Source organism: Janthinobacterium woesei (genome assembly GCF_051380875.1).
GTDB lineage: Bacteria > Pseudomonadota > Gammaproteobacteria > Burkholderiales > Burkholderiaceae_D > Janthinobacterium.
The window spans coordinates 229597-245684 of sequence record NZ_JBNYXW010000001.1 but is presented as its reverse complement, the minus strand read 5'-3'; the positions used below and the strand labels follow the sequence as shown (position 1 = coordinate 245684).

16 protein-coding genes are annotated in these 16088 nt (G+C 60.9%); all 16 read right to left on the bottom strand.

Annotated features, from left to right (window positions below; genetic code table 11):
- Nucleotides 1–18: 18 nt before the first annotated feature.
- A complete protein-coding gene (locus ACQ4W6_RS01145) occupies nucleotides 19–312 on the bottom strand; it encodes a hypothetical protein (protein ID WP_436565341.1) in 294 nt (97 codons plus the stop codon).
- Nucleotides 313–333: 21 nt separating this feature from the next.
- On the bottom strand, nucleotides 334–798 hold the full coding sequence (gene nudB, locus ACQ4W6_RS01140; protein ID WP_436565340.1) for a dihydroneopterin triphosphate diphosphatase: 465 nt from the start codon (nucleotides 796–798) through the stop codon (nucleotides 334–336).
- An 85-nt stretch (nucleotides 799–883) separates the two neighbouring features.
- The gene (gene aspS / locus ACQ4W6_RS01135; protein WP_436565339.1) at nucleotides 884–2686 is read right to left on the bottom strand and encodes an aspartate--tRNA ligase; all 1803 of its coding nucleotides are present in this window, start codon (nucleotides 2684–2686) and stop codon (nucleotides 884–886) included.
- Between the two features lie 64 nt (nucleotides 2687–2750).
- Nucleotides 2751–3398 carry a DUF502 domain-containing protein gene (locus ACQ4W6_RS01130; protein ID WP_436565338.1) on the bottom strand — a complete coding sequence of 216 codons (648 nt, stop codon included), beginning with the start codon at nucleotides 3396–3398 and terminating at the stop codon, nucleotides 2751–2753.
- A gap of 41 nt (nucleotides 3399–3439) precedes the next feature.
- Nucleotides 3440–3748, bottom strand: coding sequence for an FmdB family zinc ribbon protein (locus tag ACQ4W6_RS01125; RefSeq protein ID WP_436565337.1), 309 nt, complete (start codon nucleotides 3746–3748; stop codon nucleotides 3440–3442).
- Between the two features lie 79 nt (nucleotides 3749–3827).
- Nucleotides 3828–4430, bottom strand: coding sequence for a methyltransferase (locus ACQ4W6_RS01120; RefSeq protein WP_436565336.1), 603 nt, complete (start codon nucleotides 4428–4430; stop codon nucleotides 3828–3830).
- A gap of 18 nt (nucleotides 4431–4448) precedes the next feature.
- Nucleotides 4449–6020, bottom strand: coding sequence for a ubiquinone biosynthesis regulatory protein kinase UbiB (gene ubiB, locus ACQ4W6_RS01115; RefSeq protein WP_436565335.1), 1572 nt, complete (start codon nucleotides 6018–6020; stop codon nucleotides 4449–4451).
- Nucleotides 6017–6667, bottom strand: coding sequence for a ubiquinone biosynthesis accessory factor UbiJ (locus ACQ4W6_RS01110; protein ID WP_436565468.1), 651 nt, complete (start codon nucleotides 6665–6667; stop codon nucleotides 6017–6019). Before ACQ4W6_RS01110 ends, ubiB begins: the two co-directional genes overlap by 4 nt.
- Nucleotides 6668–6819: 152 nt before the next feature.
- A complete protein-coding gene (locus tag ACQ4W6_RS01105) occupies nucleotides 6820–7779 on the bottom strand; it encodes a Tim44 domain-containing protein (RefSeq protein WP_436565334.1) in 960 nt (319 codons plus the stop codon).
- A 45-nt stretch (nucleotides 7780–7824) separates the two neighbouring features.
- The gene (gene ubiE / locus ACQ4W6_RS01100) at nucleotides 7825–8559 is read right to left on the bottom strand and encodes a bifunctional demethylmenaquinone methyltransferase/2-methoxy-6-polyprenyl-1,4-benzoquinol methylase UbiE (protein WP_034753359.1); all 735 of its coding nucleotides are present in this window, start codon (nucleotides 8557–8559) and stop codon (nucleotides 7825–7827) included.
- Between the two features lie 29 nt (nucleotides 8560–8588).
- Nucleotides 8589–9830 (bottom strand): RNA polymerase sigma factor, encoded by a 1242-nt coding sequence (locus ACQ4W6_RS01095; protein ID WP_436565333.1) that lies wholly within the window; start codon nucleotides 9828–9830, stop codon nucleotides 8589–8591.
- 2 nt (nucleotides 9831–9832) lie between these two features.
- Nucleotides 9833–10177, bottom strand: a complete 345-nt coding sequence (locus tag ACQ4W6_RS01090) for a YciI family protein (protein WP_436565332.1) — start codon at nucleotides 10175–10177, stop codon at nucleotides 9833–9835.
- Between the two features lie 97 nt (nucleotides 10178–10274).
- The gene (locus ACQ4W6_RS01085; protein ID WP_436565331.1) at nucleotides 10275–10721 is read right to left on the bottom strand and encodes a gamma-butyrobetaine hydroxylase family protein; all 447 of its coding nucleotides are present in this window, start codon (nucleotides 10719–10721) and stop codon (nucleotides 10275–10277) included.
- 8 nt (nucleotides 10722–10729) lie between these two features.
- Nucleotides 10730–11173, bottom strand: coding sequence for an HIT family protein (locus tag ACQ4W6_RS01080; RefSeq protein WP_436565330.1), 444 nt, complete (start codon nucleotides 11171–11173; stop codon nucleotides 10730–10732).
- Nucleotides 11170–15210 (bottom strand): DUF3683 domain-containing protein, encoded by a 4041-nt coding sequence (locus ACQ4W6_RS01075; RefSeq protein WP_436565329.1) that lies wholly within the window; start codon nucleotides 15208–15210, stop codon nucleotides 11170–11172. The genes ACQ4W6_RS01080 and ACQ4W6_RS01075 overlap by 4 nt, the downstream gene beginning before the upstream one ends.
- 257 nt (nucleotides 15211–15467) lie before the next feature.
- Complete coding sequence (locus ACQ4W6_RS01070; RefSeq protein WP_436565328.1) at nucleotides 15468–15959, bottom strand: YqaA family protein; 492 nt, start codon at nucleotides 15957–15959, stop codon at nucleotides 15468–15470.
- Between the last annotated feature and the right edge of the window lie 129 nt (nucleotides 15960–16088).

Genomic DNA, 16088 nt, shown 5'->3' with positions numbered 1-16088 from the left:
CCCGGCCATCGAGCGCAATCAGGCCAGCATACGGCTCACGCCAGCCGTCACGCTCACCAGCAAAGCCGTAATGCCGGCGGCCCACACCACCTTCACCAGCAACGGTGCGCCGCGCCAGGCCACGGTGCGCTTGCCCTTGGCAAACGCGCCAGGGTGCAGCAGCCAGCCGATCGCCATCAGCGGCATGCCGATCGGCGGCGTGCGGCCGGGCACGGTGGAGGTGAAGAGTGCCAGGATGAAGCACAGGCATAAAATGATGCCGACAACGCCCAGCAGTTTTTGCTGTGCGGTCAAATGAATCCAGTTCAACATGGAATGCTTTCTTATCAGAGGTCAGGTACGCCATGCCAGGCCCGTCATGGCCGGCAATTGCAAAATGGCTTCCGCGTTGGAAGAGGAAAAACATTGGTCGGCCGCCGCCAAGTATGGCAGCCACGTGTATTGCAGGTGTTCGCGGGGACTCAGGGTGATGGCGATGTCGCGCGGCACTTGCACGCTGAACACGTGCTCCGTGTTGCGCGTCACGCCGGGCGCATAGCGGTGGCGCCAGACGGGGTAAATCTCGTACACATTCGACAAGTTCCAGTCGCGCAGCACGATGCGTTCGCCATCGGCGACGATACCGGTTTCCTCGAACAGTTCGCGCGCCGCCGTCTGCAGCAGCGGTTCGTCAACGGCATCGAGCGAACCGGTCACCGACTGCCAGAAACCAGGCTGGCCCGCGCGCTCGATCAGCAACACGTCGAGTTCAGGCGTATGAATGACGACCAGCACGGAAATGGGAATTTTATGGGTCATATCAAAAATGAAAAAGGCGCCTCAAAAGCGCCTCTTCTTGCATAGCATTATCAAACAGCGGCCGCCGCAGCGGCCGCATGATGCATTACGCTACTTTTGGCTCGGCGCCGCGCAAACGGATGTGCAGTTCGCGCAGTTGCTTCTCGTCCACTTCCGACGGCGCTTGTGTCAGCAGACACTGGGCGCGCTGGGTTTTCGGGAAGGCGATGACGTCGCGGATCGAATCGGAACCCGTCATCATGGTCACGATACGGTCCAGGCCGAATGCCAGGCCGCCATGCGGAGGCGCGCCGTATTGCAGGGCGTCGAGCAGGAAGCCGAACTTCAGCTGCGCTTCTTCGGCGTCGATCTTCAGGGCGCGGAAGACCTTGCTTTGCACGTCGGCGCGGTGGATACGGATCGAACCACCGCCCAGTTCCCAGCCGTTCAAGACCATGTCGTAGGCCTTGGCGATGCAGGCGCCCGGATTGGTTTCCAGCATGTCTTCATGGCCGTCTTTCGGCGCCGTGAATGGATGGTGGGTGGCCGTCCAGCGGTCCGCTTCTTCGTCGTGTTCGAACATCGGGAAGTCGACCACCCACAGTGGCTTCCACACGTCGTCGAACAGGCCGGCTTTCTTGCCGAAATCGCTGTGACCAATTTTGACGCGCAGCGCGCCGATGGCGTCGTTGACGACCTTTGCCTTGTCGGCGCCGAAGAAGATCAGGTCGCCGTCTTGCGCGTTGGTCAGTTCGATGATCTGCGCCAATGCTGCATCGTGCAAGTTCTTCACGATCGGCGATTGCAAGCCGTCACGGCCCTTGGCTTTTTCATTGACCTTGATATAGGCCAGGCCCTTGGCGCCATAAATGGCGACAAATTGCGTGTATGCATCGATTTCCGAGCGTGGCATGGCGCCGCCGCCGGGCACCAGCAAGCCGACAACGCGGCCGTTCGGCATGTTGGCCGCACCGGAGAAGACCTTGAAATCGACGTCTTTCATGACGTCGGTCAAGTCCGTGAAGGCCAGCTTGACGCGCATGTCCGGCTTGTCGGAACCGTACAGGCCCATCGCCGTGGCGTAATCCATCACCGGGAACGGGTTGGGCAGTTCGATGTCCAGGGTGTTCTTGAAGACGACACGTATCATGTCTTCGAACAAGTCGCGGATTTCCTGTTCCGTCAGGAACGAGGTTTCGCAATCGATCTGCGTGAATTCCGGCTGGCGGTCGGCGCGCAAGTCTTCGTCGCGGAAACATTTGACGATCTGGTAGTAGCGGTCGAAGTTGGCCACCATCAGCAACTGCTTGAACAGCTGAGGCGATTGCGGCAGCGCGAAGAAATGGCCCGCGTTCACACGCGATGGCACCAGGTAATCGCGCGCGCCTTCTGGCGTCGACTTGGTCAGCATCGGCGTTTCGATGTCGATGAAGCCCAGCGCGTCGAGGTACTTGCGCACTTCCATCGTCACCTTGTAGCGCAGGCGCAGGTTGTTTTGCATTTGCGGGCGGCGCAGGTCCAGCACGCGGTGCGTCAGACGCGTCGTTTCCGACAGGTTGTCGTCGTCCAGCTGGAACGGCACCGGCACGGAGGCGTTCAGCACTTCCATCTCGCTGCAGACGACTTCGATCTTGCCCGAGTTCAAGTTGTTGTTGATGGTGCCGTCCGTACGCGCAGTCACCACGCCTGTCACGCGCAGGCAGAATTCATTGCGCACGGCTTCGGCGACCTTGAACATGTCAGCTTGTTCCGGATTGCAGACGATTTGCACCAGGCCTTCACGGTCGCGCAAGTCGATGAAAATCAGGCTGCCGTGGTCGCGGCGGCGATGTACCCAGCCGCACAGGCTGACGGTTTGGCCGAGCATGGCTTCAGTGACGAGGCCGCAATATTGAGTACGCATTGACATAAAATTCTCAGTCCAGGTTAAATTAGTGTTCGATCCGGCCACGTCCCCGCTGGGACGCCTGCCTTTATTCTTTGGCTGCCGATACCGGGACCGGGGCCGGGACCGGGACCGTTACAGCGACAACTTCCGCAGGCGCCACCACGCCCATCGAGACGATGTACTTGAGCGCCGCATCAACGCTCATGTCGAGTTCGACCACGTCGCTGCGCTTCATCATCAGGAAAAAGCCCGATGTCGGGTTGGGCGTCGTCGGCACATACACGCTGACGTAATCGCCCACCAGGTGGTTCGCCGCATCGCCGCCCGGCACGCCGGTCAGGAAAGCGATGGTCCAGGAATTCTGGTGCGGATATGGCACCAGCACTGCCTTGCGGAAAGCATTGCCCGACGAGGAAAACAAAGTATCCGACACTTGCTTGACGCTCGAATACAGGGAATTGACGATGGGTATGCGTTGCAGCAACTTTTCCCACAGTTTCACCACGTAATTGCCGACCAGGTTATTCGTCAACAAGCCCGTCAGAAAGACGATGAGTATCGTCAGTATCGTGCCCAGGCCGGGAATGTCAAAGCCGAACAGCGAGTTCGGGCGGAAACGTTGCGGCACCAGCAGCAGGGATTGGTCCAGCGTGCCGATCACCAGATTGAGGACCCAGACGGTAATGGCCAGCGGTACTAAAATCAGCAATCCGGTAATAAAGTATTTACGCATCGGTTTCTCGGTAATGGGTGGGGTCGGCGCACAGCGCCGTGTCAGTCCGCTTTCGGCGCTGCCGCGGCGGGCGCGGGCGCTGGAGCAGCGGCAGGCGCGCTCTCGGTGGCAGGCCCTGGCTTGGCGTTATCGGCCGGGCCAGTCGGAATGGCCGTGCTGGGCGCCGTGCCGCCACGGAAATCGGTCGCGTACCAGCCAGTGCCCTTCAATTGGAAACCGGCGGCCGTCAATTGTTTCTTGAAACTGGGCTTGCCGCACGACAGGCACACCGTCAGTACTGGGTCGGAGATCTTTTGCAAGACATCCTTGGCAAAACCACACTCGTCACAACGGTAAGCGTAAATCGGCATCTCTACTCCGAGAAAATCATCAAAAACCCTGAATTATAAAGCTTTTCCGCCAGCCTCTGCTGAAATTGCCCTGCCCGCCTCACCCTGCCCGGCGGCGCCAGCGCATCCAGCGCTCCTTGCCGGCGAAGACCGCGATGGAATCGCTGACGGCCTCGTCGTCCAGGCAATCGAAATGCGGCGCCAGCAAAGCGTTTAATTGGTCACGTGAAATACCAAACGGCGGCCCCTTGGCATTGTCGTCAAAGAAAAAGTAGCCGGCCAGCATCGCACCTGGCGCCAGCAGCTGGGCCCAGCGCTGCGCCACTTGCGGCCACATGCTGCGCGGCATGGCACATAAAAAAGCCCGTTCGTAGATCAGGTCCAGCGGCGCATCTGGTCGCCAGGCAAAGAAATCGGCTTCCACCACTTGCCCTGCCCGTTCGCCGACGACAGCGCGCGCGGCAGCCACGGCGTTGGGTGAAAAATCGATGGCCGTGGCATCCCAGCCATGGTCCAGCATGAAAACCAGCTCATAGGCCGAGCCGCAGCCGGGAATCAAACAACGCAGCGGCGCTGGGCTGCTGCGGACAAAGCTGGCCAGGCGCGACGGCACGCCGCCCTGGTCCCAGGGCGTGAATTGTTTCTCGAAACGCTCGTCCCAGAAGGCGGGCGAGAGCGGATCGCGGGTGCGGAAGTCAGTCATCACTTATCCCTGAGCCGATTAAAACGGCAGTTGATGCCAGCGCATGAACACTTGCAAGCCCAGCGCGCCGAGTGCGAAGGCACCCACGAAATACACGATAAAGCTCAGCAAGCGGTTCGTCTGACGTTGTTCCGCCAGCAACACTTTCATCAGTTCCACATCGTTTTCTCGCGGCGCGCCGGCCACCGTCAAGGCCTGGTGCAGCAGGCGCGGCAGTTGCGGGAAGATGTGCGCATAGCGGGGCGCCTCGGCGCGCAGGCGTTCCATGAAGCCTTGCGGGCCCACCTGGTTGCTCATCCACTTTTCCAGGTAGGGCTTGGCCGTTTGCCACAGGTCCAGTTCCGGATCGAGCTGGCGGCCCAGGCCTTCGATATTGAGCAGGGTCTTTTGCAGCAGCACCAGCTGCGGCTGCACTTCCACATTGAAGCGGCGCGAGGTCTGGAACAAGCGCAGCAAAACTTGTCCAAAAGAAATATCCTTCAGCGGACGGTCGAAGATCGGTTCGCAGCAGGCGCGCACGGCCGCTTCCAGCTCGTCGATGCGCGTATCTTTCGGCGCCCAGCCCGATTCGATATGCGCCTCGGCCACGCGCTTGTAGTCGCGGCGGAAGAAGGCGAGGAAATTTTGCGACAGATAATCCTTGTCGTAATCGTTCAGCGTGCCCACGATGCCGAAATCGAGCGCGATATAGCGGCCGAACGACTCGGGCGCGATGGAGACGAGAATATTACCCGGGTGCATATCGGCATGGAAAAAGCCATCGCGGAACACTTGCGTGAAGAAAATTTCCACGCCATCGCTCGACAGCTTGCGCAAATCCACGCCAGCGGCCACCAGGCGGTCGATCTGCGACACGGGGATGCCCACCATGCGCTCCATCACGATCACGCTGCTGGAGCAGTAATCCCAGTACATTTCCGGCACCAGCAGCAAGTCCGAATTGGCGAAGTTGCGGCGCAGCTGGCTGGCATTGGCCGCCTCGCGCATCAGGTCCAGCTCGTCGTGCAGGTATTTGTCGAACTCGCCCACCACTTCGCGCGGTTTCAAGCGCTTGCTGTCGGCCCACAGGCGGCTGATCCAGCCGGCGGCGATATGCATCAGCGCCACGTCTTCGTCGATCAGCTTTTTCATGCCGGGACGCAAGACCTTCACGGCGACTTCCTTGCCGTCTTTCAAGGTGGCGAAGTGCACCTGGGCAATCGAGGCAGACGCTACCGGTTCGCGCTCGAAACTGGCAAACAATTGATCCGGATGCGCGCCCAGCGACTTGGTGATCTGCGCCACGGCCAGGTCGGAGCTGAACGGTGGCACGCGATCTTGCAAACGAGCAAGTTCTTCGGCGATGTCGAGCGGCATCAAATCGCGGCGGGTGGACAGCACCTGGCCGAATTTGACAAAGATCGGGCCCAGCTCTTCCAGCGCCAGGCGCAAGCGCATGCCGCGCGGCGAGCTCAGGTCGCGCCAGAAAATCAGGGTATCGATCAGCTTGGCAATGCGCGGTACTTGCAGACCAGAAATTGCTATTTCATCCAGACCGTACTTGATGGAAACACGGATGATTTTAAACAGGCGCAAAAATTTCAATATCATGTAGACAAATCCGGTGAGGAGGGCTGCATCTGGAGGGCGGCGGCCGCCTTTTCCAGTCTGGCGAGGCGCTTGGCCAGGCGTTCGACGTCATCGCGCACGCGCGTCACGCCGGTGGAATATTCCAGCAGGGTGCTGGGACGGATCAGCATCGGCTGTTCGTCGAGAAAGTATTCGGCCACGTTTTCCGCCAGCTTTTGCTGGCCCGTGCGCACGAAAGCGACAGCGTCCCTGGCACCGGCGACCAGGCGCGTGGCCAAGATGGGGCCGAGCAACTTTTCCAGGTCGTGCTCCGCTTCCCAGCGCAAGCCCTTGCTCAATTGCGAAATCGCATTGGCAAATTCGGCATCGCCTTCGATTTTCACATAGGAAAACGCCCGTTCGCGGTTTTGCAGTATCAGCGGCACATCGAACAGTTTCACACGGATAGTGACGTTGGCAGGCGTGTCGGCTGGAGCCGTTCCGGGGGCCGTTTCCAGCATGCCGGCACTGTCGACGCGCATGCGCAAGGCCACGGCGCCCGTATCGATGCAGGCGATCTTGCCAGCGTGCACCGCCAATTGCTGGCGCGCCCACGGTTCCTGTGCCAGCAGGTGGTTGATGGTAGCGATGACGGGAGCCATCAAGGAAATATCGGGTATCGGTGCCATCATGTGCTTGCGCGCCGCGCGCGCCCTTAAAAAGAAAAAACCGCCCGTACAACAACGCGGGCGGTTTCGATCTTACCAGTTCAGCAGGAAATATCCCTTAAGCACCAAGAATTGACCATGGGCTTAAGCTGCTATTCAGGAAGTTATTATCATTAACCCAATTGTTGAATGCCAGCCAATACCCAGCCGCTATTGCCGCTGATGGGTTTCGACATATTCCACACTTCCGCGAAGGACTCGGCCGGCGCGCCCGGTGCCGAGCGGATCAGGCCCGTGAATTTCACGCTGGCCAGGTAATCGTTGTCGCTCGTTTCAATGCCCATCAATTCGGCGTCGATGGTGACCACGTCGGTAAAGTCAGGCTGCGCGCCGCGTTCCTGGATCTGCATGCGCAGTTCCCCAAACACTTCCGGCGAGGTAAATTCGCGGATGTCGTTGACGTCCGCCTTGTCCCAGGCCGCTTGCAGGCGAATGAAATTGCTTTTCGCGTGGCGCAGGAAGGCTTCCTTGTCAAAGTCGGCTGGCACGCCCCATGGCGCGGCCACAGGGGCTACCTTGTCCAGGCCCACGCCGGACGAGACAGGCTGCAGCGGTGGCAGCGGTGGAATGCGCGCGCCGATATCGGGCACATTGCCGGCAGGCGCAGGCTGATTACCGCCAAAGCCCGCAAACGGCGCGTTGCCGGAGTTGCCCATGCTATTGCCGGCGCGCTTGCCGCGCACCATGCGGTAGATGAAGAATGCCGCGCCCGCCAACAGGGCCACCATCAGCAGGGTGCTGATCATGCTGGCCAGGGCGCCGCCCAGGCCAAAGTGCGACAGCAGCGCGCCCAGGCCCAGGCCCAGCAAGGCGCCGCCCAGCAAGCCCTTCCAGCGGCTAGGGGCCTTGGCGGCAGGCGCGGGTGCGGGTGCGGGGGCCGGCGCCGGTTGCGCCTGGCGTGGCGCCGCGTTCGGTGCGGGCGTTGGTGCCGGCGCCGGGGCCTGGCGGCCCACGTTTTGCGACTGGCGGCCAAACGAACGGCCCCCCCCCATGGGACGGGCCAGCGCCTCGCCCAGCATGGATCCCGTGGTCGCGGCCAGCATCATGCCGACCATAAATTTCTTCAATTTCATTTCATCTCCTGAATTCACCGGCAGCGGTTAAGTTACATCTTTGATTTACATCTTGATGCCGGTATGCAAAGCGGCAATGCCTGCCGTCAAATTGTAGTACTGCACGCGCTCAAGGCCCGCCGTTTCCATCATGGTCTTCAAGGTTTCCTGGTCCGGGTGCATGCGGATCGATTCTGCCAGGTAACGATAGCTTTCCGCGTCACCGGCGATTTTCTGTCCAAACCACGGCAGCACCGAGAACGAATACAGGTCGTACGGCTTTTGCAGCGGCGCGGCAACCTTGGAAAACTCCAGCACCAGCAGCTTGCCGCCCGGTTTCAGCACGCGGCGCATTTCCGCCAGCGCCACATCCTTGTGCGTCATGTTGCGCAGGCCAAAGGCCACGCTGACCCGGTCAAAATAGTTATCCGGGAACGGCAGTTTCTCCGCATCACATAACAAGGTGGGGGTGAGCAGGCCGCGATTCAAGAGGCGGTCGCGGCCTACGCGCAACATCGACTCATTGATATCGGTCAACCAGACTTCGCCCGTGGGCCCTGCCTGCTTGGCAAAGGCCTTCGACAGGTCGCCCGTGCCGCCAGCGATGTCGAGCACCTTGAAGCCGGGGCGCACGCCCGCGTTGGCAATCGTAAACGTCTTCCACAGACGGTGCAGCCCGCCCGACATCAAGTCGTTCATCACATCGTATTTGGCAGCGACGGAATGGAACACCTTGGCGACTTCGCGCACTTTGTCGTCTTCTGCAACTGTTTTGTATCCGAAATGGGTCGTATTGGTCATGGTAGGCAGTCTGTTTGAACTTGCATGTATTATACAAGCGGCAGGCGCATTTCCCCCTGACGCCGCAGAAGGTATTGCCTTTCGACGCCATTCGAGGCCAGTGCGGCGGCCTGTGTGTACGCGACCAGCGCAGCTGCACGGTCGCCCTGGCGGCGCAGCAAGTCGGCCCGGGCCGCGTGCAGATAGTGCGATTGCGTCAGGCTGGGCAGCGCTTCGAGCCGCTCCAGCCACGCCAGTCCATGCCCGGCCCCATGCGCCATGGCGCAGGCAATCACGGCATTGAGCAAGATCAACGGTTCCGGTTTGTGCCGCAGCAAAGTTCCATACAGGGCGCTGATCTGGCGCCAGTCCGTCTGGCTGGCCGTGGCCGCCCTGGCGTGCAAGGCGGCAATGGCGGCCTGCAATTGGTACGGTCCCGGCGTGCGCGCAGCCAGCGCCTGCTCCAGCAGCGCCAGCCCTTCAGCAATCAAGGCGCCATGCCACAGGCGGCGATCCTGCTCTTCCAGTGTCAGCAGATCGCCTTCTGACGACAGCCTGGCCGCGCCGCGCGACGCCTGCAACAGCATCAGGGCCAGCAAGCCCTGCACTTCCGGCTGGCCCGGCAGCAAGCTGTCGAGCAGGCGCGCCAAGCGCAGCGCTTCGGCGCACAGGTCGGCGCGCAGCAGGGACTCTCCCCCGCTGGCGCAATAACCTTCGCTGAAGACCAGGTAAATCACGTGCAGCACCTGCGCCAGGCGCTGCGGCCATTCTTGCTGCAGTGGCAGTTCGAAGGGAATACGCGCTTCGGCGATCTTGCGCTTGGCGCGCAGCACACGCTGCGACAGCGTCGCTTCCGGCAAACCGAAAGCGCGTGCGATCTCGGCCGTGGACAGGCCACACAGGGTGCGCAGGGCCAGCGCCACCTGCGCCTCGGGCGCCAGCGCGGGATGGCAGCAGATGAACAGCAGGCGCAAGCGGTCATCCTCGATGGCTTGTGTTTCCGCAAGCATGGCCGCCGGCAGCCGGGACAGCACGGCGTCCGCGTCGGCCACGCTCTTGCCCGCACGGCGCACCTGGTCGAGGGCAGCATGGCGCGCCACGGACGCCAGCCAGGCGGCGGGATGCTCCGGCACGCCCGTCTGCGGCCACAGTTCGAGTGCCTTGCGGCACGCTTCCTGCAATACGTCTTCCGCCAGGCCCAAGTCGCCAAAGCGCCGCATCAGGCCGGCCAGCACCCTGCCCCCTTCCTGGCGAAACACCAGTTCGACGGCCACAGTGGCGTCGCCAGCCATGTTCAAGCTGTAACGGGCCGCACTTCGATGGTGCCCAAGGATGCCGCCGGACAACGCGCCGCCCAGGTCAAAGCCTCATCCAGGTGCGCGCAAGCCAGCAAATAATAGCCACCCAGCTGCTCCTTGGTCTCCGCGAACGGTCCATCCGTGATGACGGGCTTGCCGTTGTGCAGGCGCACGCAAGTGGCGCTGCGCACGGGCGCCAGCTCGGCGCCGCCGCGCAGCACGCCCGCCGCCTCCAGTTCCTGCGTGTAACTGGCAAAGTCGGCCATCAGGCTGGCCATCGGCCCTTCTTCCATTGCTTCATAACGCGCCTCGTCGGCGTAGATCAGGATCATGTATTCCATTATGGGTCTCCAGAAATAAGAATGCCCGCAAGCGCGGGCATTCATACGACGAACGGGACGGCGGTTATCCGACAGATTACCGCATTATTTTTTCACCTCAATGTTTGTGGCCGCAGCTGGGTCCATGCACATGGCCGGAAGATTGCTTGACCGTCATGTCGGCCTTGGCGTCGCGGCCGCTGTCACCCGGGTAGCCGGCTGCCGTCAGTCGGCCCAGGTAGTCTTGCCACAGGGTAGCTTGCTCGCTGCCCAGCTTGTACAGGTAGGCCCAGGTGTACAGGCCAGAATTGTGGCCATCGCTGAAGGTCGGTTGCACGGCGTAGTTGCCGACCGGCTCCAGGCTGGTCATGCCCACCAGGCGCTTGCCCAGTTGCAACGTTTCCTGGCCCTTGCCATGGCCCTGCACTTCGGCCGACGGTGAATACACGCGCAGATATTCGAACGGCAGCGCAAAGGTGCTGCCATCGTCAAAGGCCACGTCGAGCACGCGCGACTGGTTGTGCACGGTCAAGCCGGTCGGTTGTGGGGTTGTTTGTTGATTCATGAGTAACTTTATGCGGATAAGCGTTGAATAATGGCGGCACACAGCGCCGGCAGCAGGGCGCGGCGCGCGGCCAGCACCTCGGGCGCCGTCTCGCGCTGCACCACGGCCCAGCTCGGATTCGGGAAATGCGCGTCGTCGCGGTAGCGGGGAATCACGTGCCAGTGCACGTGCGGCGTCATGTTGCCGAAACTGGCCACGTTCACCTTTTCCGGCTGCATCACTTCGCGCACGGCCAGCTCGACTTGCCACACGACTTCCATCACATAGTTGCGCTCGCCGGGCGTGAGATCCGTCATTTCCTTCACATGCTTGTTCCAGATCACGCGGCAAAAGCCAGGATAGGCAGGGTCGTCGACGGCCACCACGGACAGGCGTTCGCTGCGCCACAGCAAGGCGTCACCGCCCTGCTTGGCGGCGAAGCCATCGAGCAATTGACATAAATCGCAGGTCACACCAACACCCGTTCGATGCCGCCGTCATTGGCGCGTTTCACGTAATCGGGCATCCAGTTCTCTCCCAGCAAGTGTTTGGCGATCTCGACAACGATGTAATCGGCCGTCGTGCCCGAATCGTCATTGTAGCGCGACAAGCCTTGCAGGCACGACGGGCAGCTGGTGAGGATCTTCACCTCACCCGTGAAGCCATCGCCGCGCAGCTTGTCGGCGCCCTTGACCATCTCTTCTTCCTTGCGGAAACGCACTTGCGTGGAAATGTCAGGGCGCGTGACGGCCAGGGAACCCGATTCGCCGCAGCAACGATCATTCTTTTCGATCTTCACGTTATCTACCGTGCTGATCAGGGAATTGATGGTCTTGCCCGATTCCTGCAGCTTCATCGGGTTGTGGCATGGCTCGTGGTACATATAGCGCGTGCCGTTGACGCCTTGCAGCGTGACGTTTTTCTCCAGCAAGTACTCATGGATATCCATGATGCGGCAGCCGGGGAAAATCTTTTCAAACTGGTACGTCGCCAGCTGGTCATAGCAGGTGCCGCACGACACCAGCACCGTCTTGATGTCGAGATAATTGAGCGTGTTGGCCATGCGGTGGAACAGCACGCGGTTATCCGTCATCATCTTTTCGGCCTTGTCGAACTCGCCCGCGCCCCGCTGCGGATAACCGCAGCACAAGTAGCCCGGTGGCAAGACCGTCTGCACGCCCACTTCCCACAGCATCGCCTGCGTGGCCAGGCCCACTTGCGAGAACAAACGTTCCGAACCGCAACCGGGGAAGTAAAACACGGCTTCCGTATCGGCCGTGGTCGTCTTCGGATTGCGGATGATCGGGATCACCTTGTCGTCTTCGATGTCGAGCAAGGCGCGCGCGGTTTTCTTCGGCAGGTTGCCCGGCATCTTTTTGTTAATGAAATGAATCACTTGCGACTTGACGGGCGGCTTGCCCGTCGATGGCGGCGGCGCCTTGGTCTGTTTCTTGGCAAACTTCTTCAGCAAATCATGGCCCAAGCGCTGCGCCTTGTAGCCCCAGCCGATCATGACCTTGCGCGTGGCGTTGATGGTCACGGGATCGGTGGCGTTGAGGAACAACATCGTGGCCTTGGTGCCCGGATTAAAGCTCTTCTTGTCCATCTTGCGCAGCAAGTTGCGCATGTTCATCGACACGTCGCCGAAATCGATGTCCACAGGGCAAGGCGTGACGCATTTATGGCACACCGTGCAGTGATCGGCCACGTCTTCGAACTCTTCCCAATGCTTGATGGAAATACCGCGGCGCGTCTGTTCTTCGTACAGGAAGGCTTCGATCAGCGAGGAGGTCGCCAAAATCTTGTCGCGTGGCGAATACAGCAAGTTGGCGCGCGGCACGTGCGTCGAGCACACGGGTTTGCACTTGCCGCAGCGCAAGCAATCCTTGACGCTGTCGGCGATAGCGCCGATATCGCTTTGCTGCATGATCAACGATTCATGCCCCATCAGGCCGAACGATGGCGTATAGGCATTGCGCAAGTCGGCGCCTAGGCCAGGCAGGTTCAGCAATTTGCCTTTATTGAAACGGCCTTCCGGATCGATGCGTTGCTTGTAGCTGCGGAACTCGCTGATCTCTTCTTCCGTCAAAAATTCCAGCTTGGTGATGCCGATACCATGCTCGCCGGAAATCACGCCGTTCAGCGAGCGGGCCAAAATCATGATGCGGCCCACGGCTGCGTGGGCGTCCTGCAGCATTTCGTAATTGTCCGAGTTGACGGGCAAGTTGGTGTGCACGTTGCCATCGCCCGCATGCATGTGCAGCGCGACGAAGACGCGGCTACGCAGGATGCGCGCGTGGATGGCCGTCGCCTCGTCGAGTATCAGTTTATAGGCGGCGCCGTTGAAGATCTGGCGCAGCTGGGCGCGGATTTCTTGCTTCCAGGTAATGCGCACCGTGCGGTCCTGCACCACGTCAAACAGGGTCGCGTCCGGCTGCGTTTCCAGGCGCGCATCGAACACGGGCAGCAAGCGCTCCATGCCCAGTTCGGCCAACTCACCCTTCACGTCCGCCAGCGGACGGTCCAGCTGCGCCAGCAGGTACGTCCAGCGGCTGGTCACTTGCGCCAGCAACTGCTGCGCCTGCTCGGCGCGGTCGCCCAGCATCTCCGCATCGTCGACGCGCTCGTCCGAGGCATCGTCGCTCTTGCCAACTGGCAAATTACCCTTGTTAAAGAATGCACTCAGGGCATCTGCCAGTTGCAGTTTATTCTTGATCGACAGCTCGATATTGATGCGTTCGATGCCGTCCGTGTATTCGCCCATGCGATTGAGCGGAATGACCACGTCTTCGTTGATCTTGAAGGCGTTGGTGTGCTTGGCAATGGCCGCCGTGCGGGCGCGATCGAGCCAGAATTTCTTGCGCGCTTCCGCGCTGACGGCGACAAACCCTTCACCCACGCGGGTGTTGGCGATGCGCACCACTTCCGATGCCGCTTGCGCGACGGCATTTTCATCGTCGCCGACGATGTCGCCAAACAGGGCCATCTTCGGCAGCACGCCCCGTTTCGACTTGGTAGCGTAGCCGACGGCGCGCAGATAGCGCTCATCCAGATGCTCCAGGCCCGCCAGACGGATGGTCGTGTATTGCTCGCCCTTGGCCGGCAAGGCGTCCAGGTAATCCTTGATTTCCACGATCGACGGGATCGCATCGCGCGCCTGGCCGAAAAATTCCAGGCAGACGGTGCGGGCAAATTTCGGCATCTTGTGCAAAATCCAGCGCGCCGACGTGATCAAGCCATCGCAGCCTTCTTTCTGGATGCCCGGCAAGCCGGCCAGGAATTTGTCCGTCACATCCTTGCCCAGGCCTTCCTTGCGGAATGTGCGGCCGGGAATTTCCAGGATTTCCGTCTTGAATGGCGCGTTCGGTTTTGTCGCGTCGCGCGTGCTCGGATGACGCCACTCCAGCTGGAAACGTGCCAGCGCGATATCGTGGATCTTGCCCAAATTGTGATCAAGGCGCGTCACGTCGAGCCAGTCGCCGTTCGGGTCGACCATGCGCCACGATGCCAGATTGTCGAGCGCCGTGCCCCACAAGACGGCTTTCTTGCCACCCGCATTCATGGCGACGTTGCCGCCGATGCACGAGGCATGCGCGGAGGTCGGGTCGACGGCAAACACGAAGCCGGCCTTTTCCGCCGCTTCCGAGACCTTGTTCGTGATCACGCCGGCGCCCGAGTTGATGGTCGCGTACTCATGCGTCAAGCCGGGCAAGACCGTCATTTCGACGTCGCCCAGGGTGATCAGTTTTTCCGTGTTGATGACGGCCGACATGGGTGTCAGCGGAATCGCGCCGCCCGTGTAGCCGGTGCCGCCGCCGCGCGGGATGATGGTCAGCCCCAGCTCGATACAGCCCTTCACCAGGCCGGCCATTTCCTCTTCCGTGTCGGGCGTGAGCACGACGAACGGATACTCGACGCGCCAGTCGGTGGCATCCGTCACGTGCGACACGCGCGTCATGCCGTCGAAGCGCACATTGTGCTTTTCCGTGTAGCGGCCCAGCACCTTGACCGTGCGTTTGCGCAAGTCGTAGGTCTTGCGGAATTCATCGCCAAAGTCGGCCACGGCCTTGCTGGCCGCCTTCAGCAGCAGCTCGACATTGGCACTGCGTGCCTGCGCCACTTCCGGCGCTTCGCCACTGGCTGCAACGTCGCCGCCAGCGGCATCGATGCCCAAACGGCGCTTGTCGACTTCGGCCAGGCGGTGATGCAAGGCATCGATCAAGCCCTGGCGGCGCTTCGGATTGTCGAGCAAGTCATCCTGCAGGTAGGGATTGCGGCGCACGACCCAGATATCGCCCAGCACCTCGTACAGCATGCGCGCCGAACGGCCCGTCTGGCGGGCACCGCGCAGCTCGTCGAGCAAGCGCCAGGAGTCTTCTCCCAACAGGCGTATGACGATCTCTCGATCGGAAAACGACGTGTAGTTATACGGGATTTCGCGCAGGCGGCTTGCTGCGGGACCATTCGGCGTTTCTGCCAGTAAAGCTTGGATTTGTGCGGGAGCGTTCATGGAGTGTGGTGACGATGTGGACTGGGCCCTAAAGACCCATTTTATCTTATTGCGCCGCACCACGCTCTAACAGCCTTAGCTAGCCTAAGGTTTAAGCGGCGCATGCACTGCCATAGCAAATATTGCAAAACAAACTTTTTCATGAATAAAAAATCAGTTTAGGTGGATTTTTTACGCAAAAATGCCAAAAATCGGACCGCGCCACAAACTATCAAGCTTCCCGAGGTGGCGCAAACAGGCGTTGCAGGCAGCCCCATTCAAGCCAGCATCCGGCCGGCCCAGTGCCAGAAGCCATCGGGCACGTACAGCAGCAAGGTCGTCATGGTCAGGTAGCGCGCGCACTTGCCGACGGCCATGTAGGCCACGCTGGGCCAGAACGGCAGCTTGAGCCAGCCAGCCAGGGTACACAGCGGGTCGCCCACGACGGGCAGCCAGGCCAGCAGCATGGTCTTGGCGCCATAGCGGGCCAGCCAGCGGAACCAGCGCGTGTCGCGCTCCTTGGCGAATGCCTGCTTGGCCCGGTAGCCGAGCCAGTAATCGACCATGCCGCCCAAGGTGTTGCCCAGGGTGGCGACAAAGATGACGGACCAGAACAGCGCGGGATTGGCCTTGATGACGGCAAAGACGGCCGGCTCCGAGCCCAGCGGCAACAAGGTGGCGGAAATAAAGCTGATCAGAAAGACCGATGTCAGCCCGACTTCCGGCGCTGCGATCAATTGCAGCAACCAGGCGATTGCGGATTCGATCATTGAACACTTCACGATGCGGTAAGGCTCTCCATTATAATGAAGTGCAGCTTGCGCGCCGCACAAAGCGCGCCAACAGGCAAAGGCCCACCGGCCCCTCGTTCCACAGAGCATAATTGTCGCCTGGCTATC

Coding starts and splice junctions, on each gene's coding strand:
- ACQ4W6_RS01125 (WP_436565337.1), bottom strand. CDS start 3,748: ATGCCGATTTACGCTTACCGTTGTGACGAGTGTGGTTTTGCCAAGGAT.
- ACQ4W6_RS01120 (WP_436565336.1), bottom strand. CDS start 4,430: ATGACTGACTTCCGCACCCGCGATCCGCTCTCGCCCGCCTTCTGGGAC.
- ubiB (WP_436565335.1), bottom strand. CDS start 6,020: ATGATATTGAAATTTTTGCGCCTGTTTAAAATCATCCGTGTTTCCATC.
- ACQ4W6_RS01070 (WP_436565328.1), bottom strand. CDS start 15,959: ATGATCGAATCCGCAATCGCCTGGTTGCTGCAATTGATCGCAGCGCCG.
- ACQ4W6_RS01095 (WP_436565333.1), bottom strand. CDS start 9,830: ATGGCTGGCGACGCCACTGTGGCCGTCGAACTGGTGTTTCGCCAGGAA.
- aspS (WP_436565339.1), bottom strand. CDS start 2,686: ATGTCAATGCGTACTCAATATTGCGGCCTCGTCACTGAAGCCATGCTC.
- ACQ4W6_RS01110 (WP_436565468.1), bottom strand. CDS start 6,667: ATGGCACCGATACCCGATATTTCCTTGATGGCTCCCGTCATCGCTACC.
- ACQ4W6_RS01075 (WP_436565329.1), bottom strand. CDS start 15,210: ATGAACGCTCCCGCACAAATCCAAGCTTTACTGGCAGAAACGCCGAAT.
- ubiE (WP_034753359.1), bottom strand. CDS start 8,559: ATGACCAATACGACCCATTTCGGATACAAAACAGTTGCAGAAGACGAC.
- ACQ4W6_RS01105 (WP_436565334.1), bottom strand. CDS start 7,779: ATGAAATTGAAGAAATTTATGGTCGGCATGATGCTGGCCGCGACCACG.
- ACQ4W6_RS01130 (WP_436565338.1), bottom strand. CDS start 3,398: ATGCGTAAATACTTTATTACCGGATTGCTGATTTTAGTACCGCTGGCC.
- ACQ4W6_RS01145 (WP_436565341.1), bottom strand. CDS start 312: ATGTTGAACTGGATTCATTTGACCGCACAGCAAAAACTGCTGGGCGTT.
- nudB (WP_436565340.1), bottom strand. CDS start 798: ATGACCCATAAAATTCCCATTTCCGTGCTGGTCGTCATTCATACGCCT.
- ACQ4W6_RS01090 (WP_436565332.1), bottom strand. CDS start 10,177: ATGGAATACATGATCCTGATCTACGCCGACGAGGCGCGTTATGAAGCA.
- ACQ4W6_RS01085 (WP_436565331.1), bottom strand. CDS start 10,721: ATGAATCAACAAACAACCCCACAACCGACCGGCTTGACCGTGCACAAC.